We start from the raw sequence: 19,541 nt of genomic DNA, 5'->3' as shown, positions 1-19,541 counted from the left end.
TGCAAATTACTAAGCGCTGCGCTCCGCGCAGTCCGGGCAGACGCCGCGATACGTGACCTCCGCGCCGGAGACCCGGAAGCCGAAACGCTCGGCCTCGGGCAGCGTCGACAGCAGGTCGCCCTCCGGGCGCACGTCGCGGATCGAGCCGCAGCGGCTGCAGACCAGGTGCTGGTGCGCACTGTGGGCGTTCGGGTCGTACCGCTTGGCGCGGCCGTCCGTGCTGACCTCGAGCACTTCACCGAGGGCGACCAGCTCGCCCAGCGTGTTGTAGACGGTCGCCCGCGAGATCTCCGGGAGCCGGGCGGTGGCACGCGCGAGTACTTCGTCGGCCGTGTAGTGCACGTGGTCGCCGTCCAGAACCTCGGCCACGACTCGCCGCTGTGCGGTGAGCCGGAAGCCACGGCCGCGCAGTCGCTCCAGGAGGTCGCTCATGCATTCAGGGTAGCAGCGCACCGCTCTATGGCCAGAACCCATACGAACTTCATAGGGATCTTGACTTGGACTATGTCTAATGTAGGCTCGCTGCCAGACTGCGGTGATCGGTTCCGGGTTCGTGCTCCAGGCCCTGCGCGGGCGCGGACCGGTTGCCGTGCACGGACAGAGGGGTCGGGATGCCGGTCGGGCTCCCGGCCCCTCTGACGCGTCGGGTGCGCTACGCGAGGGCTGTCTCGCGGCGCTCCGATGCCTGCCGCGCGGGGGTCCAGCAGCGGATGATGTCGCGTACCGACACGACGCCCACCGGCTCCGCGTCGTCGAGGACGATGAGATGGCGGAAGTTGCCGTGCGTCATGGCGTCGGCGGCGTCGTCGAGGGTCCAGCCGGGTGCGGCGAAGACGACGTCCGTGGTCGTGTGATCGTCGGCTTTCTCGGTGTCCGGGTCCTGGCCCGCGCCGACGGAGTTGAGGATGTCGCGCTCGGTCAGGATGCCGAGCCCGCTGGTGTCGGGGTCGAAGACGATCGCCGCGCCGACGCGCCGCGCCGACATCAGCCGGGCGGCCTGGCGGAGTGTGTGTGCGGGGCCGATGGTGAGGACCACCGTGCTCATGGCGTCGCGGACGAGCATGGGGTGGAGCCACCTCCTAGGCGTACGAACGGGCCCTTGCGCGACCTGTGAAGGGTTTCACAAGTTCACAAGGTCTGTCAGTGCCCAGACTGGCACGCTCAGGAGAGCGCAACAAGGGGCGGGAGATGCCCGGCCGCCGGCCCTCGCGCCTCCGGGCGCGGGTTTGGCCGGCGGTCCCGATGTGCGGCTACGGGCCGAGATACTTCAGCAGTTCCTGGTGGAGCAGCCCGTTGGACGCCGCGGCGTTGCCGCTGTGCGGTCCGGGCTCACCGTCGAGACCGGTGAACGAGCCGCCCGCCTCCGCCACGATCGCCGCGCACGCCGCCATGTCCCACAGCGACAGCTCCGGCTCCGCGCAGATGTCCACCGTCCCCTCGGCGACCATCATGTACGGCCAGAAGTCCCCGTACCCCCGGCTGCGCCAGCAGTCGCGGGTGAGGTGCAGGAAGCCGTCGAGCCGGCCGCGCTCGTCCCAGCCGTGCAGCGAGGAGTACGCGAACGAGGCGTCCTCGATGCGCTGGACGCCCGACACCCGCAGCGGGCTCGCCTTCGCCAGGCTGCGGCCGGTGTACGCGCCCCCGCCCTGCACCGCCCACCACCGGCGGCCGAGGGCCGGCGCCGACACCACGCCGACGACCGGCTGGTTGCCCTCGGGGCCCGGCGCCATCAGCGCGATGAGCGTCGCCCAGACGGGCACGCCGCGGACGTAGTTCTTCGTGCCGTCGATGGGGTCGATGATCCAGCGCCGCGGGCCCGTGCCCTCGGTGCCGTACTCCTCGCCCATCACGGCATCGCGTGGCCGGGCGCGGCGCAGTGAGGAGCGGATCAGCTCCTCCGCCGATCTGTCCGCCTCCGACACCGGAGTCAGGTCAGGCTTCGTCTCGACCTTCAGGTCGAGGGCCTTGAACCGCTCCATCGTGGTGGCGTCGGCGGCGTCCGCCAGGACGTGGGCGAGACGCAGATCATCATGAAAACCGGCCATGCAACGAACAGTAACCCCAAAGGTGCGCCGCCAACCTTCGCCCGCGCGCGTGGCGGGCCTCCGAGCCCCCCGTACGGACCCTTGACAGCACCTGGCGGTGCGTCAATTCTGAGCGCACGGTCGCCCTCTGGAGGCCAGGATGCCCACAGCGCGAGAGGCACTTCTCGACGCCGCCTTCGCGGCGCTCAGGAGCCGGCCCTGGGCGGCGGTGCGGATGGTCGACGTCGCCGCCGCGGCCGGGGTGTCCCGCCAGACCCTCTACAACGAGTTCGGCAGCAAGGAGGGCCTCGCGCAGGCCCTCGTCAGACGCGAGGTCGACGGCTATCTCGCGGGCGTGGAACGGACGCTGGCGGGCGCCCGCAGATCCGGTGCCGACGCCGGTGGCAGGCTGCTCGCCCTGGTGGCCTGGACCCTGCGCGCCGCGCGCGGCAACCCGCTGGTGCGCGCCGCGCTCACCGGCTGCTGGGGCGAGCAACTGCCGACCCCGGCGCGGCGCGTGCCCGCCAGGGGCGGGACGCCGGGCGCACGGCGCCGGGACCCGTCCGTGGAGACGCCGGCGGAGCTGGTCGAGGAGGTGCGCGACCGGGTACTGAAGGCGCTGGAGGAGCAGTTGCCGGGGACCCTCGGCGAACGCCGCCGGGTCTGCGAGGCGGTGACCCGGCTGACGCTGTCCTACGTGGTCGCGCCCGCGGCCCGGGGCGAGGACGTGGAGCGTACGGTGCGCGGGCTGCTGGCGCTCAGTGCGCCGAGCCGGACAACTGCAGGCCGATGACGCCGACGATCACCAGCGAGATGGAGACGAGCTTCAGCGTGGAGACCATGTCGCCGAGGAAGGCCATGCCGTAGATCGCGGTGCCCGCGGCACCGATGCCCGTCCACACCGCGTACGCCGGGCCGACGTCGAGCTTCTTCAGCGACAGCGTCAGCAGGCCGAAGCTGCCGAGCGCGAAGACGCAGAAGGCGACCGTCGGCCAGAGCCGGGTGAAGCCGTGGGAGAGCTTGAGGCAGACGGCGAAGCCGGTTTCGAGGATTCCGGCCACGACGACCAGCAGCCACGCCATCGTGTAGTGCCTCCCGTTCGGTTGACGCTCCTGCGATTATGCCCAACACGCCTCCGCGGGGGCGACGGACCTGCCGAAACGCTCCGGCGGCCCGCGGCCCGGCCGCGGTCAGTCCCCTTCCCGGCGCTCGCGGGTGGCGAGAAGGCGGCGCAGCGAGGCCAGCCGGGCGGGATCGGCGTGGCCCCCGGCGACCCAGGCGTCCAGCGCGCAGTCCGGCTCGTCGTGGCTGCAGTTGCGCGGGCAGTCCGCCGTCCCGGGCTCCAGGTCGGGGAAGGCGTGGATGACGCGCGAGGGATCCACGTGCGCCAGGCCGAACGACCGCACGCCCGGGGTGTCGATGACCCAGCCCTTGTCGTCGGGCAGCGGCAGGGCGAGCGCGGACGTGGTGGTGTGCCGGCCGCGGCCGGTGACGACGTTCACCTCGCCGGTGGCCCGCTGGCGCTCCGGCACGAGCGCGTTGACCAGGGTGGTCTTGCCGACGCCGCTGTGGCCGACGAAGGCGGTCACGCGGTCGGTGAGCAGGTCCAGCACGCGGGCGGCGCCCTCGCCGGTGGCCAGCTCGTCGCGGTTGCAGGCGACGGCCCGGACGCCCAGCGGCGCGTACGACTCCAGCAGCTCGTCCGCGGGCGCCAGGTCCGACTTCGTGAGCACGAGCAGCGGGTCGAGCCCGCCGTCGTACGCGGCGACCAGGCAGCGGTCCACCAGCCGCGGCCGCGGCGGCGGGTCGGCGAGTGCGGTCACGATGGCCAACTGGTCGGCGTTGGCGACGACCACGCGCTCGTACGGATCGTCGTCGTCCGCCGTGCGGCGCAGCACCGACCTGCGCTCCTCGACGCGGACGATGCGCGCCAGCGTCCCGGGGTCCCCGGAGACGTCCCCGACAACGGCGACGCGGTCCCCGACGACGATGCCCTTGCGGCCCAGCTCGCGGGCCTTCATGGCGGTGATGGTGCGCTCCCGGACGAGGCAGGTGATGCGGCCGCGGTCGACGGTGAGGACGAGGCCCTCGGCGGCGTCCTCGTGCTTGGGGCGGTTGCGGCTGCGGGGGCGGCTGCCCCGGCGGTCCGGGCGTACGCGGACGTCGTCCTCGTCGGGGTTCTTGCCGTAGCGCCGCATCGCGCGGGTCAGTCTCTCGGGTCCTGGGCGGCGGGCGCGCCGGCCGCGGGCCCGGTGTCCGTCCCGGCGAGCAGGCCGGCCCACATCCGGGGGAAGTCGGGCAGGGTCTTGGCGGTCGTCTCCACGTTCTCCACCTGCACCCCCTTCACCAGCAGGCCCAGGACCGCGCCCGCGGTGGCCATCCGGTGGTCGTCGTACGTGTGGAAGACGCCGCCGTGCAGCGCGCGGGGGCGGATCTCCAGGCCGTCCGCGGTCTCGGTGACGTCGCCCCCCAGCCCGTTGATCTCCCGGGTGAGGGCGGCGAGCCGGTCCGTCTCGTGCAGCCGCAGATGGCCGACGCCGCGCAGCCGGGACGGCGAGCCCGCGAGCGCCGCCACCGCGGCGATGCCGGGCGTCAGCTCGCCGACCTCGGAGAGGTCGATGTCGATGCCGCGGACGCCGCCCGCCGAGGAGGCACCGGTGAAGACGAGGTCCGTGCGGTCCCCCGTGGTCACCAGCTCGCAGGAGCCGCCCATCTCCGTGAAGATCTCGCGCAGCGCGTCCCCGGGCTGCGTGGTCCGCCGGGGCCAGTCGCGAATCGTCACCCGGCCGCCGGTGACGAGCGCGGCGGCCAGGAACGGCTGGGCGTTCGACAGGTCCGGCTCCACCGTCAGGTCCCGCCCGCGCAGGCCGCCCGGCGCCACCCGCCACACGTGCGGCTCGCCGCCGTCCTCCGGCGCGTCCACCTCGGCGCCGGCCCCCCGCAGCATCTCCACGGTCATCCGGATGTGCGGCAGCGAGGGCAGCCGGGCGCCCGTGTGCCGCAGCTCCACGCCCTTGTCGAAGCGCGGCGCGGACAGCAGCAGCGCGCTGACGAACTGGGAGGACGAGGAGGCGTCGACCTCGACAGGACCGCCCCGCAGCGTCCCCTCCCCGTACACCGTCAGCGGCAGGGCGCCGGGGCTGCCCTGCGCGGTGTCGTCGATCCTGGCGCCGAGGGCGCGCAGCGCGTCGATCACGCCGTGCAGCGGGCGCTCGTGGCTGCGCGGGTCGCCGTCGAAGCGGACCGGGCCGTCGGCCAGGGCGGCGACGGGCGGCAGGAAGCGCATGACCGTGCCCGCGTTGCCCACGTCCACCGCGGCGTCGCCCCGCAGGCCGCCGCCGGGGGTGACGCGCCACTCCTCGGTGCCGTCCGGGCCCACGCCCTCCTCCATGCCGACACCGAGGGCCCGCAGGCCGCCCGCCATCAGCGCGCTGTCGCGCGAACGCAGCGGCCGGCGCAGCCGGCCGGGCCCGGAGGCGAGCGCGGCGAGCACCAGCGCCCGGTTCGTGACCGACTTCGATCCGGGCACGGTGACGGCCGCCGTCACCGGACCTGCGGCGGTCGGCGCGGGCCAGGGGCTGCTCTGCGAAGCGGTCATGGCACTCACCCTATGCGGGCGGGACCGCCGCTCGCAGGGTTCGCCCGCCGCCTGTGGACAACCGGCGGGTTGCGGACGGCGGCGACGGGGTCGCGGACGGGAGCGGGGGCGCCGGGCGGATCAGAGGTCGAGCAGCCAGCGGGCGCCGCCGGCGAGGGCGCAGAGCGCGACGACGTAGAACAGGAAGACCCACAGCCCGGCGGGGGTGTGCGTCAGCCGCCCCAACTGGTCGGCGTCGGACTGCGGCGCCTCGCCGCGGCGCCGCTTGCGCTGCAGCTCGAAGACCGGCCGCACGCCGCCGAGCAGCAGGAACCACACGGCCCCGTACGCGAACGCCGCCTGCACGTCGGGCTCGGTCAGCCAGGAGACGAGGAAGAACGCGGCCCCGGTCAGGACGACGGTCACCACCCCGTACGCGTTCCTGATCATCAGCAGCATCGCCGCGAGCAGGGCGATCGCGCCCCACAGTGCCGCCGTGATGCGCCCGTCGGCCAGCAGCCAGGCACCGGCGAGGCCGAGCAGCGGCGGTGCGGTGTAGCCGGAGGCGGCGGTGAGGACCATGCCGAGTCCGGAGGGCTTGCCGCGGCTGACGGTCAGGCCCGAGGTGTCGGAGTGCAGGCGTATGCCCTCCAGGCGGCGGCCGGTCAGCACGGCGACGAGGCCGTGGCCGCCCTCGTGCGCGATGGTGACGGCGTTGCGCGCCACCCGCCATATGCCCCAGGGCAGCACGACGGAGAGCGCCACCAGCCCCGTCACCACGACCAGCCACTCCGAGGGGTCCGGCTGGGTGCCGACGACGCGGTCCCACAGCTCGCCGAGGCTGGTTCCTTCCATGTGCCCTCCAGGTGCTCGGACGAGCAGGGTAGCCAAGGCACCGTGTGCGGCCTGTCAGAGGGGCGTGGCAGTCTTGTCACCCATGTGCGGACGGTACGCGGCGAGCAGGAAACCCGAGGACCTCGTCCACCTCTTCGAGGTGGAGAAGTGGGACGCGGAGGAGACGCTCGCGCCCGACTACAACGTGGCGCCCACCAAGAACGTGTACGCGGTGCTGGAGCGCCCGGAGCGGGACTCGGACGACCCCCGGCCCGTGCGCCAGTTGCGGGCGCTGCGCTGGGGCCTCGTGCCGTCCTGGGCGAAGAACCCGGACCTGGGCGTGAAGATGATCAACGCCAGGGCCGAGACCGTGCACGAGAAGCCGGCCTACCGCCGCGCCTTCGCCTCCCGGCGCTGCCTGCTGCCGGCCGACGGCTACTTCGAGTGGCTGACGTTCAAGGGCGAGCGGCAGTTGGAGGAGCAGGGGAAGAAGAAGCGGCCCCGCAAGCAGCCGTACTTCGTCACCCCGGCCGACGGCTCGGTCTTCGCGATGGCGGGGCTCTTCGAGTTCTGGCGGGACAAGACGCTGCCGGACGACGACCCGCGCGCGTGGTGGGTGACGTGCACGGTGGTCACGACGGAGGCGGAGACCACGGAGCTGGCCGGCGGTTCCGCGGGGGAGTCGGGGCCGCACACCCTCGCCGAGATCCACCCGCGGATGCCGCTGATGCTCACCCCGGACCGCTGGGACGCCTGGCTCGACCCGGCCAACAAGGACCCGGAGGCCCTGCGCGAGCTGCTGACCCCGCCCCCGCCGGGGCTGCTGCGGGCGTTCCCGGTGTCGACGAAGGTGAGCGACGTGCGCAACAACGGCGCGGAGCTGGTGGAGGAGATAGCCGCGCCGGAGGAGGAGACCCTGTTCTAGGGTCCGCGTTCCGGGCCTCAGGGCCGGCTGACCGCCACGGCGCTCCGCGGGGCGGCGGTGGCGCGGGTACCGGGTGCGACTTCAGTGCAGGCCGGCGAGCCAGTCCGCCGCGGCGGCGGTGATCGTGGCGGCGGTCCCGGCCTCGTCGGGCGGCGCGCTCCTGGCCACGGCGAAGCCGTGGTCCGCGTACGGCACGGGCACCACGTCGACCTCGGCCGGGAACTCCGCGGGCACGCCGAACGGGTCGCGCTCGCCCTGCACCACGCGCGTCGGCACCCCGGCGTCCAGCAGCTCCGCCAGCCGCGACTTCTCCGGCTTGCCCGGCGGGTGCAGCGGGAAGGCCAGGGCGAGCACCGCCAGGGCGCCGAGGTCCCGGGCGGTACGGCACGCGACCCGGGCGCCGGCGCTCCGGCCGCCCGCGACGACCGGCAGCCCGGGCTTCTCCAGGGCGGGCCAGAGCGCCGTCCAGCCGGCGTCGAGGGTCTTGGGCGCGGGCGCCAGCTTGCGTCCCGCGACCCGCCACGGCTGCTCGACGAGCGCGACGGTGACCCCCTCGGCGGGCAGCGCGCCGGCCAGCGCCCGCAGATCACGGGCCTCGATGCCGCCGCCGGCGCCGTGGCTCAGCGCGAGCACGAGGCGCGGCCGGGCGGCCCGGTGCCAGGTGATCCGGGCGTCACCGGGCGGGGTGGCGACGGTCTGGGTGGTGGGCTTCACCCGCCACAATCTAGGCGAGCGGCCCGCGCCCCCGGTGCTCCGGCACAGGCGACGCCGCAGATCCGTGCCCTCCCGCGCCCGCGGCACTTCGTACGCGTCCGGGCAGGCCCGGGCCCGTACCCGGCGGATGTCACGCGGTCCGCCCGGGGAATGCGGCATCGGCGGCGAGCGTTCTCAGCGGTATACGTCACGCGATCGTCGAAGGGAAACGCATGACCGGGGTCGCATGCCCGTCGCGTCCGCAGCCGGAGGCAGCGGAGAAGTACTGGGCGGCGGATGTGCACGTACGTCGTCTATCCTCCGAACCGTACGGGGCCACGGGAGGCTCCACCACGGTGCTGGAGGAGGTGGGTCTCGTCACTGGGACCGACACGGGGAAGGGCGGGGCGGCCGAGGAGCCGGAGACGCCCGAGGAGACGTCCGCCGAGCGGAACGCACGCTTCGAGCGTGACGCGCTCCAGTTCCTCGACCAGATGTACTCGGCCGCGCTGCGCATGACGCGCAATCCCGCCGACGCGGAGGACCTGGTGCAGGAGACCTATGCCAAGGCGTACGCGTCCTTCCACCAGTTCCGCGAGGGCACGAACCTGAAGGCGTGGCTCTACCGCATCCTGACCAACACGTTCATCAACTCGTACCGCAAGAAGCAGCGTGAGCCGCAGCGCAGTGCCGCCGAGGAGATCGAGGACTGGCAGCTCGCCCGGGCCGAGTCGCACATGTCGACCGGCCTGCGCTCCGCCGAGGCCCAGGCGCTGGACCACCTGCCGGACTCGGACGTGAAGGAGGCCCTCCAGGCGATTCCGGAGGAGTTCCGGATCGCGGTCTATCTGGCGGACGTCGAGGGCTTTGCCTACAAGGAGATCGCGGACATCATGGGGACACCGATCGGTACGGTCATGTCCCGGCTGCACCGCGGTCGCCGCCAGCTGCGCGGTCTCCTGGAGGACTACGCGCAGGAGCGCGGCCTGATGCCGGCGGGTGCCGGTCCTGAGTCGGCCGGGTCGCACACGGGAAAGGGTTCGGGATCATGAGCTGCGGAGAGCCGCACGAGACGGATTGCTCAGAGGTCCTCGACCACCTCTACGAGTACCTCGACAAGGAGATGCCGGAAGGCGACTGCGCGAAGTTCCAGGTGCACTTCGACGAATGCAGCCCTTGTCTGGAGAAGTACGGCCTGGAGCAGGCCGTGAAGAAGCTCGTCAAGCGCTGCTGCGGGCAGGACGACGTACCGGCGGATCTGCGCGCGAAGGTGATGGGCCGCATCGACACCATCAGGTCCGGCGACGAGGTACCGGATCAGCCGGTGCTCGACGGCGGGGACGAGGGCCGCCCCACGTCACTCGAAGGTGCGAATCCACCCGCCTCGTAGTGTTCTTTTACGGAACTGCGCCCCCTTCGGCCGTAGGTGCCGTCCTATGCTCCCCAACTCGTACGGAGTACAGCCGGGACGAGGAGCGTGGGGCGCATGGGGCAGGTGGCGCAGGTCTCTGCGGCCGGGCGCGGCTGTCTGCTGTGCGCACTCCTCGCCACCGCTGCGTGCGCCGCTCCCGCGCTGCTGCCCGGGGCCGCGACCCCCTGGGCGGCGCTGGCCCTGCTGGCCGTCGTCTACGCGGCCGGTGAACACCTCTGGCGCGTCCCGCCGCTGGCCGGACGGGTGCCCGACGGTATCGGCGCGTTCTTCCCGATCCTCCTTGCAGGAGCGTTTCTGCTGCCGCCCTCCGCGGCGGCCCTCGTCCCCCTTCCGGGCGCGCTGACCGCCCGGATCGCCGAGCAGCCCGCCGCCCCGCGGCGGCTGTGGCGGGCCGCGGAACTCGCGCTCGCCGGCTGGGCGGCCGCGTACGCCGCCGGGCGCATGCCCGGGGACGCCAGACTCGGCGAGGCCGGGATCCCCGAGCTGCTGCCCGCCGCGCTCGCCGCGGTCGCGGCCTTCTGGACCGTCCTCACCTGCCTGGCCGCCCTGATGCAGGCCGCCGCCGAGCGCCGTTCCCCCCGCGCCGCGCTCGCCGGCGCGCCCGCGGCGGCGGGCACGTACCTCGTGCACGGGCTCGCCGGACTGATGATGGCCATGCTCTGGCACAGCCCGCACGGGCCCGCCAGCGGGCTGCTCGTGCTGCTGCCGATGGCCATCTCCTGCTGGGCGTTCGCCCAGGCCAACCGCGAACGGGCGGCGCACCAGGCGACGATCCGCGCGCTGGTGCAGGCCGTCGACATCAAGGACCGCTACACCCGCGGGCACAGCGAGCGGGTCGGCCGCGCGTCGGTGCTCATCGCGCGCGAGCTGGGCATGGACGAGCGGCGGCAGGAGGTCCTGCGGTTCGCCGGGATCCTGCACGACGTGGGCAAGCTCGGTGTGCCGACGCGCATCCTGCGCAAGGACGGGCCGCTGACGCCGGAGGAGCGGCGGGTCATCGAGCTGCACCCGGAGTACGGGCACGAGATCGTCCGCGGCATCGGCTTCCTGGAGGAGGTGCGCTCGGCGATCCTCCACCACCACGAGCGGATGGACGGCGGCGGTTACCCGTACGGGCTCACCGGCGAGGCGATTCCGGAATACGCCCGGGTGGTGGCGGTCGCCGACGCCTTCGACGCCATGACGTCGACCCGCTCCTACCGGCGCGCCCGCGAGGTGCCCGCCGCGCTCGCGGAGCTGCGGCGGTGTGCGGGTGCGCAGTTCGACCCCCGGATGGTGCGCGCGCTGGCCGGTGCGATCGGGCGCCGCGGCTGGCACGCCGAGGTCACCGCGGACGAGCCGGCCGCCGTCCCCGCGCCGCTGCGCGGCGGGGCCGGGGAGCGGCGCGGGGACGGCGCGGCGGGCGGTACGGCGGACGTCGTACGCAGTGGTGGCGCCCCGTGAGCGGATCGGTTCGCCGCGCCCGGCACCGGACCCCGCCGGAGGTGCGCGTGGCGGTCGGGGCCGCGGGGGCGGCGACCGCGGCCGGGTTCTGCTGGACGCTCACGCACGGGCTCGCCCAGCCCGAGGCCGCGCTCGCCTTCGGCCTCCTCATCGTGCTCGGCGAGGTGGCGGGCGACCACCGCGCGTGCGCCCCCGCGCGCATCCCCGCGCCGTTGGCGACCGCCGGCGCGCTCGGGTACGCGCTGCTCTGCATTCCGGCGGACGCGGCGGGCGGCGCGGTCCTGGAGATCGCCGCCGTGTCCTTCACCGCCACCGTCGTCGGCGCCGTCCCGCACGTCGCCCGGGGCCGCGGCCCCACCGCCGAACACCTGGTCCGCCGGGTCCTCGGCACCGCCTTCGCCGCCGCCTGCTGCCGCCCCCTGTGCGCCGGCGCCCCCCGCGACGGCGACGGCGGCCCCGTCGCGGGCCTCGCCGCGGGCCCCGGCTACGTCCTGGCGCTGCTCGGCGTCCTCGCCCTCACCGCGCTCTGCGACGCCGTGCTCGCGGCCTGCCTCGCCCGGGCCCGCACCGGCTGGCCGTACGGCCCTCTGCTCCGCGACGAGCTGCGCGCCCTGCCCGGCGTCGGCTCCGCGATGTGCGCGACCGGCGTCGTCATCGCGCTGGCCGCGCAGGTGGCCGGGCCCTGGGCGCTGCCCGTGCTGAGCCTGCCCCTGCTGCTCACCCAGGTCTCGTTCCGCCGCTACGCCGCGGTACGCCGCACGTACCGCCAGACCATCGCCTCCCTGGCCCGCGCGACCGAGGTGGCCGGCTACCACAGCCAGGGCCATGCCCACCGCGTCGCCGCCCTCAGCCGGGCGATCGGCCGGGTACGGGGGCTCTCCGAGCGGGAGCTGGACGTGCTGGAGCAGGCCGCGCTCATGCACGACCTCGGCAAGCTCTCCCTGGCCGACCCGGTGCCGCCCGGCGGCGACGGGACCGTGCCGCCCGGCGCCGAGAGTCTCGCCGACCGGCGGCGCGTCGCCCTGCTCGGCGGCGCGGTGGTGCGGCAGACCGGGGTGGCCGCCGAGGTCGCCGTCGTCGTGGAGCGGCAGGCGGAGCCGTACCGTGACCAGCCGGTCGCGGCCCGTATCGTGCGCGTGGCGGCCGCATACGACGTGCTGGTGGCGGGGAACGCGAAGGGTGAGGGCGCGGTCGCCGCCGGGCCGCTGGCGGCCCTGGAGCGGCTCCGGCTGGCCACTGCGGACGAGTACGACCCGGTGGTGGTGGACGCGCTGCGGGAGGTGCTGGCAAGTGGCGTGTGCGCGAACTGACCGGTAAGAAGCGGGTGTACGGCACCGCGTGGTTGGATGCGGGCATAGCCCGGCACCCGAGCGGACAGGAAGTTGCGGGGAGCAACGGCGCCCCCCGGGAGAGCACGCCGTGCGGACGGGCCGCACAGTGGTCATCCTGGAGTCAAAGACGGCAGGCAGGAATCGTGAGGATCTTCGGTAGAACACGGCATCGGCCCTCCGCCTCGTGGCGGCAGGCGACCGACCGCGCGTTCACGTTGATCGGCGACGGCCGGTACGACGACGCGGGCGCGCTGCTCACCCGTGCCGCGGGCCTGGAGCCCTGGCTGTCGGAGTCGTGGTTCAACCTTGCGCTGCTGCACAAGTTCCGGCACGACTGGGAGCAGGCGCGCGCCGCGGGCCTGCGGGCCGTCGCGCTGCTCGACCGCGAGACGGGCGCGCCCGACTGGTGGAACGTCGGCATCGCCGCCACCGCCCTCCAGGACTGGCCGCTGGCGCGGCGGGCCTGGCAGGCGTACGGCCTGAGCGTGCCCGGCGGCGCCGCGCACCAGGGGGCCACCGACCCACCGGAGGACATGGACCTGGGCAGCGCCGCGGTGCGGCTGTCGCCCGAGGGCGAGGCGGAGGTCGTCTGGGGCCGCCGTCTCGACCCGGCGCGGATCGAGGTGCAGAGCATCCCGCTGCCGTCGTCGGGGCGGCGCTGGGGCGAGGTCGTGCTGCACGACGGGGTGCCGCACGGCGAGCGGGCGACGCTGGCGGGGCCCTCGTACCCGGTCTTCGACGAGATAGAGCTGTGGGCGCCCTCGCCGGTGCCGACGTGGGTGGTGCTGCTGGAGGCCGCCACCGAGGCGGACCGGGACGCCGTCGAGCTGCTGGCGGCCGAGGCGGGGTACGCGGCCGAGGACTGGTCGTCGTCGGTGCGGCTGCTCTGCCGTACCTGCTCGGAGAGCTGCATGCCCAGCGCCGAGGGCTCGCTGCAGGCGACCCTCGACCCGCACGACCACAGCGAGCCGGGCCAGCCGGGCCCGCTGGTGCACCGCACCGAGGACGGGCTGTGGGTCCCGGAGCGCGAGTGCGGGATAGCCGCGCCCGCGTCCCTGGTGCGCGGGCTGCTGGAGAGCTGGGCGGCGGACAGCCCGGACACCCGGGACTGGCGGGATCTGGAGGAAGTCGTCTGAGGCTGTCGGAACCTGGCCGTACCCTGGACTCCGGTCTTTTCACAGAAGCTCGTGAGGGCGGGAACCAGGAAGGCGTACGGCGAGCATGACGCAGCAGGCGGAGCAGGAGCAGGCGGGGCGGGAAGCGGAGTCGCCGGACGTGTTCATCGACGACGTGAAGGACGCGGAGGCGCGCGAGCGGGCGGCCCGCGAGCGGGGCACGGCCCGGCCGATCACGGTGGTCGGCAATCCGGTGCTGCACCGCGAGTGCCGGGACGTGACGGAGTTCGACGACGCGCTGCGGCGGCTCGTGGACGACATGTTCGCCAGCCAGCGGGCCGCGGAGGGCGTGGGCCTGGCGGCCAACCAGATCGGGGTCGACCTCAAGGTCTTCGTCTACGACTGCCCGGACGACGACGGCGTGCGGCACGTGGGCGCCGTGTGCAACCCCGTGCTGGAGGAGCTGCCCGCCGACCGCCGGCAGCTCGACGACGGCAACGAGGGCTGCCTGTCCGTCCCCGGCGCGTACATGTCGCTGGCCCGCCCCGACTACGCGGTGGTGAGCGGCCGCGACCTCGACGGCAACCCCCTCCGGGTGGCCGGCACGGGCTACTTCGCCCGTTGCCTGCAGCACGAGACGGACCACCTCTACGGGCGGCTCTACATCGACCGGCTCTCCAAGCGCGAGCGCAAGGACGTCATGGAGCAGATGGCCGAGAACACCCCGCGGTACGAGACCGTCCCCAACGACTGACGCGCCCGGCCTGCCCGGATCCGCCGCCCGCGGGCCGTGACCGCCGCCTCTTGCGCGGCGGTTACGGCAGTGGTCCAGTCCACTGGCGCCATGGCGGTGCGTTGACCGTGCGCCCTGCGCACGCGAGGCTCGGAGCCCCCCATTCGTACGGACGCACGGAGGCCCCATGCTCAGACGTACGGTCAGACTCATCCTCAGCATCGCCATGATCGCGGCGGCAGGTGTCGTCGGCACGGTCGCGACCGCCGGCACCGCGCAGGCGGACTCGTGCTACACCTGGAACCGCACGCTCTCGGAAGGCATGTCCGGCTCCGACGTCACCCAGTTGCAGATCCGGGTGGCGGGACACGTGACGTCCGGTGAAATCCTCGCCATCGACGGCAACTTCGGCCCCCGCACCAAGGCCGCCGTCGCCAAGTTCCAGAGTGCGTACGGGCTCAGCTCGGACGGCGTCGCGGGCACCAACACATTCAACAAGATCTACAGCCTGCAGGACGCCGACTGCACGCCGATTCACTTCACCTACGGCGAACTGAACAAGTGCAACTCCACCTGGGGCGGTGGCGCGGTCTCCGCGGCGACGGCCAAGGAGAACGCCAAGCGCACCATGTGGAAGCTGGAGGCGATGCGGCACGCCCTCGGTGACGTCCCGATCAACATCAGCAGCGGCTTCCGCTCCGTCTCGTGCAACAACGCGGTCGGCGGCGCCTCCAACAGCCAGCATCTGTACGGCACGGCGGCCGACCTCGTCGGCTCCCCGTCGTTCTGCCGGCTGGCCCAGCAGGCGCGTACCCACGGCTTCGGCGGGATCCTCGGTCCCGGCTACCCGGGCCACAACGACCACACGCACGTGGACGGCCGGTCCTCGCGCTACTGGTCGGCTCCCTCCTGCGGCATCTGACCGCGGGCGGCGCAGCAGCACAAGCGGCGCGGCAACGCCGCCGCAGCAGCAAGCGGCCGCCGGCCGGACCCGCCCCCCGCGGTCGGTTCCGGCCGGCGCCGCGGCTCATCTGCCGTCCGGCAGGCGGCGCTCAGAACTCGTCGTCGAACCCGACCGAGCCCTCCACGGCCACCTGGTACGCGGACGGGCGCCGCTCGAAGAAGTTCGTCAGCTCCTGCACGTCCTGCAACTCCATGAACGCGAAGGGGTTCTGCGACCCGTACACGGGCGCGAAGCCCAGCCGGGCCAGCCGCTGGTCCGCCACGCATTCCAGATACGCGCGCATCGAGTCGGTGTTCATCCCCGGCAGGCCGTCGCCGCACAGGTCCCGCGCGAACTGCAGCTCCGCGCGCACCGCCTCGTCGAGCATGTCGCGCACCTGCCGCCCCAGCTCCTCGTCGAAGAGCCCCGGCTCCTCCTCGCGGACCGTGTCGACCACGGAGAACGCGAAGTCCATGTGCATGCTCTCGTCGCGGAACACCCAGTTCGTGCCCGTCGCAAGCCCGTGCAGCAGACCGCGGGAGCGCAGCCAGTAGACGTACGCGAACGCGCCGTAGAAGAACAGTCCCTCGATGCAGGCGGCGAAGCAGATGAGGTTGAGCAGGAAGCGGCGGCGGTCCTCCCTGGTCTCCAGCCGCTCGATGTTCTCCACGGAGTCCATCCAGCGGAAGCAGAACTGCGCCTTCTCGCGGATCGACGGGATGTTCTCGACGGCGGCGAACGCCGCGGCCCGCTCGTCCGGGTCGGGGAGGTAGGTGTCGAGCAGCGTCAGATAGAACTGGACGTGCACGGCCTCCTCGAAGAGCTGGCGGGAGAGGTAGAGGCGGGCCTCCGGCGAGTTGATGTGCTTGTAGAGCGTGAGCACCAGGTTGTTCGCCACGATCGAGTCGCCGGTGGCGAAGAACGCCACCAGCCGGCCGATGAGGTGCTGTTCGCCCGGCGAGAGCTTCGCGAGGTCGGAGACGTCGGAGTGGAGGTCGACCTCCTCGACGGTCCAGGTGTTCTTGATCGCGTCCCGGTAGCGCTCGTAGAAGTCCGGGTAGCGCATGGGGCGCAGGGTCAGCTCGAAGCCGGGGTCGAGCAGGTTCTTGGCTCCGGTGGCGGTGGTCACTGGCAGGCCTCGCAGGTCTCGGGGTTCTCCAGGGAGCAGGCGACGGCATCGTCGGCGTGCGGCTGCTGGACGGGCAGGGGTACGGGGGCGGCGCCGGCGGGCGCGGCGGCGCGGGCCGAGCGGGCGATCCGGGTGGCCGGGCGGGAGCGCAGGTAGTACGTCGTCTTCAGCCCGGACTTCCAGGCGTAGGCGTACATCGAGCTGAGCTTGCCGATGGTCGGCGCGGCCATGAAGAGGTTGAGCGACTGGGCCTGGTCGAGGTAGGGCGTACGGGCCGCGGCCATGTCGATCAGCGCGCGCTGCGGCATCTCCCACGCCGTGCGGTAGAGCGCCCGGACCTCCTCGGGGATCCAGGTCAGCTCCTGTACGGACCCGTCGTGCTCGCGCAGCGCCTCGCGGGTCTGCGCGTCCCACACCCCGAGCGCCTTCAGCTCGGCTACCAGGTAGGAGTTGACCTGGAGGAACTCGCCGCTCAGCGTCTCGCGCTTGAAGAGGTTGGAGACCTGCGGCTCGATGCACTCGTAGACGCCGGCGATGGAGGCGATCGTCGCGGTCGGCGCGATGGCCAGCAGCAGCGAGTTCCGCAGGCCCGTCTCCGCGATCCGGGCGCGGAGCGCGGTCCAGCGCTCCGGCCAGACCGCGCCGGCCTCGGGGTAGTGGTCGGGGTGGAGCACGCCGCGGGCGGCGCGGGTGCGGGACCAGGCCGGGTGCGCGCCGTGCCGCTCGGCGAGGTCGGCGGAGGCGGCGTACGCGGCGAGCATGATGCGCTCGGCGATACGGGTGGACAGCGCCCGCGCCGCCGGGGAGTCGAACGGCAGCCGCAGCCGGAAGAAGACGTCCTGGAGGCCCATCACGCCCAGGCCCACGGGCCGCCAGCGGGAGTTGGACGCCGCGGCCTGCTCGGTGGGGTAGAAGTTGATGTCCACGACGCGGTCGAGGAACGTCACGGCCGTACGGACGGTGGCGTCCAGCTTCTCCCAGTCCATCGCCCCTTCCCAGCCGCCGGCGGTGTCGACGAGATGGGCGGCGAGGTTGACCGAGCCGAGGTTGCACACCGCGGTCTCGCCGTCGTCCGAGACCTCCAGGATCTCGGTGCAGAGGTTCGAGGAGTGCACGACGGCGCCGGGCTCCGCGGTCTGGTTGGCGGTGCGGTTGGCGGCGTCCTTGAAGGTCATCCAGCCGTTGCCGGTCTGCGCGAGGGTACGCATCATCCGGCCGTACAACTGCCGCGCGGGGATCTGCCTGACGTATCGCCCATCGGCCTCCGCGCGGGCGTACGCCGCGTCGAACCCGGCGCCGTACAGGTCGGTCAGCTCGGGCACGTCGGCGGGCGAGAAGAGCGACCAGGGGCCGTCGGCCTCGACGCGGCGCATGAACTCGTCCGGGATCCAGTGCGCGAGGTTGAGGTTGTGGGTGCGGCGGGCCTCCTCGCCGGTGTTGTCCCGCAGCTCCAGGAACTCCTCGACGTCGGCGTGCCAGGGCTCCAGGTAGACGCAGGCGGCGCCCTTGCGCTTGCCGCCCTGGTTCACGGCGGCGACGGAGGCGTCCAGGGTGCGCAGGAACGGGACGATGCCGTTGGAGTGGCCGTTGGTGCCGCGGATCAGCGAGCCGCGGGAGCGGACCCGGGTGAAGGGGATGCCGATGCCGCCGGAGTGCTTGGAGAGCCGGGCGACCTGGTGGTAGCGCTCGTAGATCGAGTCCAGCTCGTCGAGCGGGGAGTCCAGCAGGTAGCAGGACGACATCTGCGGGTGGCGGGTGCCGGAGTTGAAGAGGGTGGGGGAGGAGGGCAGGTAGCCGAGGCGGCTCATCAGCCCGTACAGCTCGGCCACTTCGGCGACGTCCGCGTCGGAGTCGCCGGCGGCCAGCCCGCAGGCGACGCGGAGGAAGAAGTGCTGGGGGGTCTCGATGACCGCGCGCTCGGTGGGGTGGCGCAGCAGATAGCGGGTGGAGACCGTACGCAGGCCGAAGTAGCCGAACAGGTCGTCGCGGCCCTCGGCCACGGCCTCGTCGACCAGCGCGTCGAGGCGGGCGGCGTGCCGCCGGACGAACGCGGCGGTGGCGTCGGCGACGATGCCCTCGCGGTGGCCCACGGCGATCGCGGCGGAGAAGCTCGTGGCGCCCTGGCCCGCGGCCTCCTCGGCGACGGCCCGGGTGAGCAGCCGGGCGGCCAGCTTCGAGTACTCCGGCTCCTCGGCGATGAGCGCCGCCGCGGCGTCGGTGGCCAGCTCCCGCAACTCCGCCTCGCCGGAGCCCGGGTGCCGTCCGCGCAGCGCGTCGGCGGCGACCCGGGCGGGGTCGGTGGCGGGGAGGTCGGCGGTGAGCTCGGCGAGGGTGCGGGTGAGCGCGGCGGCCGGGCCGTCGCCGGCACGGGGGGTGGCGGAGGCGGGCCCCGTAGGCGCGGCCGGTGGTGCGATCGTCAAGATGCTGCTCTCCCTCGCTCGGCGGGGGCCGCGCGGGAGAGGCTGCGGTACGGGCGCAGGCGGGCATGCCAGACTCCGTCGAGGCAACCCGTGTGCGTCCGCGAGCCCAATCCACGAGACCCGGACGTCATCGATCGCTGCCGCAGGTTTTCGGGCTCACGACATACGGACCCGCCGGCGCGTGGCAGGCATGCCCGTACATCGCTCACCGTTGCGGGACAGCTCCGGACTTCCACCGGATTCCCCTGCGTCGGCAGCTAGGACGAGCATACATCTAGTGGCTTGCTGTGGAAGCACCCCCATATGTTGTGTCGTCTCTCGGTCGGGCGTCAGAGGTCCGCGACGAAGGCCCAGAGCGGCAGATCCGGCAGCGGCAGCCAGTCGCGCGCCGGGGTGCGGACGAACCCCAGCCGCTCGTACAGCCGGTGGGCCGTGCCCATCTGCGGGGTGCTGGACAGCACCACCCGGTGCGCCCCCAGCTCCCGCGAGCGGTCCAGACAGGCCCGTACGAGCGCCTCGCCCACGCCCCGGCCGCGCGCCTCCCGGGCCACCGCCAGCATCCGGAACTCGCCCTCGCCGGGACCGCTCAGCTCCGCGAACGGCGACCCCGCCGTCACGAACGTCACACTGCCCAGCACGTCCCCGCCGACCGCGCGGGCGTCCCCCTCGACCGCGACCAGCACCTCGGCGCGCTCCGCCGCCGCCCGGCGGTGCACGTCCCGCAGCTCGTGCACGTACGCGTCGTCCTCGCCGAACGTCAGCAGCCCGTCCGCCAGATACGCCTCGGCGACCAGCTCGCCCGCCCGCTCGTACTCCTCCGGCCGCACCGGCCGCACCGTGAAGTCCATACCCCGAGTCTGCCCTGCCCCACCGACAACGGGCCGCCGCCCCCGGAAGCCGGGGACGGCGGCCCGTACGTCTGCGGCCCGTGCCGCACCGCGC

General features: G+C 73.5%; 20 protein-coding genes and 1 riboswitch. Of the genes, 9 read left to right on the top strand and 11 right to left on the bottom strand.

Annotated elements, in window-relative coordinates:
• Positions 1-9: 9 nt before the first annotated feature.
• The 3 genes from FB457_RS00665 to hisN all read right to left on the bottom strand — a co-directional run bounded on the left by FB457_RS00665 (position 10) and on the right by hisN (position 2,045).
• Entirely contained in the window at positions 10-432 is a 423-nt protein-coding gene (locus FB457_RS00665; protein WP_047017943.1) for a Fur family transcriptional regulator, read from the bottom strand.
• A gap of 220 nt (positions 433-652) precedes the next feature.
• Positions 653-1,063, bottom strand: a complete 411-nt coding sequence (locus tag FB457_RS00660; protein WP_047017944.1) for a CBS domain-containing protein — start codon at positions 1,061-1,063, stop codon at positions 653-655.
• A gap of 187 nt (positions 1,064-1,250) precedes the next feature.
• Positions 1,251-2,045 carry a histidinol-phosphatase gene (gene hisN, locus FB457_RS00655; protein WP_047017945.1) on the bottom strand — a complete coding sequence of 265 codons (795 nt, stop codon included), beginning with the start codon at positions 2,043-2,045 and terminating at the stop codon, positions 1,251-1,253.
• A 139-nt stretch (positions 2,046-2,184) separates the two neighbouring features.
• Here hisN and FB457_RS00650 point away from each other — a divergent pair, with 139 nt between their 5' ends.
• The gene (locus tag FB457_RS00650; protein ID WP_078898435.1) at positions 2,185-2,817 is read left to right on the top strand and encodes a TetR/AcrR family transcriptional regulator; all 633 of its coding nucleotides are present in this window, start codon (positions 2,185-2,187) and stop codon (positions 2,815-2,817) included.
• Here FB457_RS00650 and FB457_RS00645 read toward each other — a convergent pair.
• The 4 genes from FB457_RS00645 to FB457_RS00630 form a co-directional block, all read right to left on the bottom strand.
• Positions 2,783-3,106 (bottom strand): DMT family transporter, encoded by a 324-nt coding sequence (locus FB457_RS00645; RefSeq protein ID WP_047017947.1) that lies wholly within the window; start codon positions 3,104-3,106, stop codon positions 2,783-2,785. The two genes, FB457_RS00650 and FB457_RS00645, sit on opposite strands and share 35 nt — an antisense overlap.
• A gap of 108 nt (positions 3,107-3,214) precedes the next feature.
• The gene (rsgA, locus tag FB457_RS00640; protein ID WP_047017948.1) at positions 3,215-4,222 is read right to left on the bottom strand and encodes a ribosome small subunit-dependent GTPase A; all 1,008 of its coding nucleotides are present in this window, start codon (positions 4,220-4,222) and stop codon (positions 3,215-3,217) included.
• Positions 4,223-4,230: 8 nt separating this feature from the next.
• On the bottom strand, positions 4,231-5,622 hold the full coding sequence (aroA, locus tag FB457_RS00635) for a 3-phosphoshikimate 1-carboxyvinyltransferase (RefSeq protein ID WP_047017949.1): 1,392 nt from the start codon (positions 5,620-5,622) through the stop codon (positions 4,231-4,233).
• Positions 5,623-5,742: 120 nt separating this feature from the next.
• Entirely contained in the window at positions 5,743-6,456 is a 714-nt protein-coding gene (locus tag FB457_RS00630) for a M50 family metallopeptidase (protein WP_047017950.1), read from the bottom strand.
• A gap of 82 nt (positions 6,457-6,538) precedes the next feature.
• On the opposite strand from FB457_RS00630, the gene FB457_RS00625 reads away from it, so the two are divergent.
• Positions 6,539-7,360, top strand: a complete 822-nt coding sequence (locus FB457_RS00625; RefSeq protein ID WP_047017951.1) for an SOS response-associated peptidase — start codon at positions 6,539-6,541, stop codon at positions 7,358-7,360.
• Positions 7,361-7,441: 81 nt separating this feature from the next.
• On the opposite strand, the gene FB457_RS00620 is transcribed toward FB457_RS00625, so the two are convergent.
• A complete protein-coding gene (locus FB457_RS00620; RefSeq protein WP_047020356.1) occupies positions 7,442-8,074 on the bottom strand; it encodes an alpha/beta hydrolase family protein in 633 nt (210 codons plus the stop codon).
• 347 nt (positions 8,075-8,421) lie between these two features.
• On the opposite strand from FB457_RS00620, the gene FB457_RS00615 reads away from it, so the two are divergent.
• From FB457_RS00615 to FB457_RS00585, 7 genes are all read left to right on the top strand, one after another.
• Positions 8,422-9,105, top strand: coding sequence for a sigma-70 family RNA polymerase sigma factor (locus FB457_RS00615; RefSeq protein ID WP_145780835.1), 684 nt, complete (start codon positions 8,422-8,424; stop codon positions 9,103-9,105).
• The gene (gene rsrA, locus FB457_RS00610) at positions 9,102-9,443 is read left to right on the top strand and encodes a mycothiol system anti-sigma-R factor (RefSeq protein ID WP_047017952.1); all 342 of its coding nucleotides are present in this window, start codon (positions 9,102-9,104) and stop codon (positions 9,441-9,443) included. The genes FB457_RS00615 and rsrA overlap by 4 nt, the downstream gene beginning before the upstream one ends.
• Before the next feature lie 105 nt (positions 9,444-9,548).
• The gene (locus tag FB457_RS00605) at positions 9,549-10,928 is read left to right on the top strand and encodes an HD-GYP domain-containing protein (RefSeq protein ID WP_486588918.1); all 1,380 of its coding nucleotides are present in this window, start codon (positions 9,549-9,551) and stop codon (positions 10,926-10,928) included.
• Positions 10,925-12,238, top strand: coding sequence for an HD domain-containing protein (locus FB457_RS00600; RefSeq protein WP_047017953.1), 1,314 nt, complete (start codon positions 10,925-10,927; stop codon positions 12,236-12,238). Before FB457_RS00605 ends, FB457_RS00600 begins: the two co-directional genes overlap by 4 nt.
• A gap of 164 nt (positions 12,239-12,402) precedes the next feature.
• Positions 12,403-13,395 carry a tetratricopeptide repeat protein gene (locus FB457_RS00595; protein WP_047017954.1) on the top strand — a complete coding sequence of 331 codons (993 nt, stop codon included), beginning with the start codon at positions 12,403-12,405 and terminating at the stop codon, positions 13,393-13,395.
• 85 nt (positions 13,396-13,480) lie between these two features.
• Positions 13,481-14,128: a peptide deformylase gene (def, locus tag FB457_RS00590; RefSeq protein WP_145780421.1), complete on the top strand. Its 648-nt coding sequence runs from the start codon at positions 13,481-13,483 to the stop codon at positions 14,126-14,128.
• 166 nt (positions 14,129-14,294) lie between these two features.
• Positions 14,295-15,029: a D-Ala-D-Ala carboxypeptidase family metallohydrolase gene (locus tag FB457_RS00585; protein WP_047017956.1), complete on the top strand. Its 735-nt coding sequence runs from the start codon at positions 14,295-14,297 to the stop codon at positions 15,027-15,029.
• 130 nt (positions 15,030-15,159) lie between these two features.
• On the opposite strand, the gene FB457_RS00580 is transcribed toward FB457_RS00585, so the two are convergent.
• From FB457_RS00580 to FB457_RS00570, 3 genes are all read right to left on the bottom strand, one after another.
• Positions 15,160-16,179 (bottom strand): ribonucleotide-diphosphate reductase subunit beta, encoded by a 1,020-nt coding sequence (locus FB457_RS00580; protein WP_047017957.1) that lies wholly within the window; start codon positions 16,177-16,179, stop codon positions 15,160-15,162.
• The gene (locus FB457_RS00575) at positions 16,176-18,599 is read right to left on the bottom strand and encodes a ribonucleoside-diphosphate reductase subunit alpha (protein ID WP_145780420.1); all 2,424 of its coding nucleotides are present in this window, start codon (positions 18,597-18,599) and stop codon (positions 16,176-16,178) included. Before FB457_RS00575 ends, FB457_RS00580 begins: the two co-directional genes overlap by 4 nt.
• A 124-nt stretch (positions 18,600-18,723) precedes the next feature.
• Positions 18,724-18,870: riboswitch (cobalamin riboswitch) on the bottom strand.
• A 58-nt stretch (positions 18,871-18,928) separates the two neighbouring features.
• Entirely contained in the window at positions 18,929-19,447 is a 519-nt protein-coding gene (locus FB457_RS00570; RefSeq protein ID WP_047017959.1) for a GNAT family N-acetyltransferase, read from the bottom strand.
• Positions 19,448-19,541: the final 94 nt, after the last annotated feature.

It is taken from the genome of Streptomyces sp. CNZ287 (genome assembly GCF_007827615.1).
The sequence above is the reverse complement of the archived record's forward strand: the minus strand, read 5'-3'. Positions and strand labels throughout refer to the sequence as shown.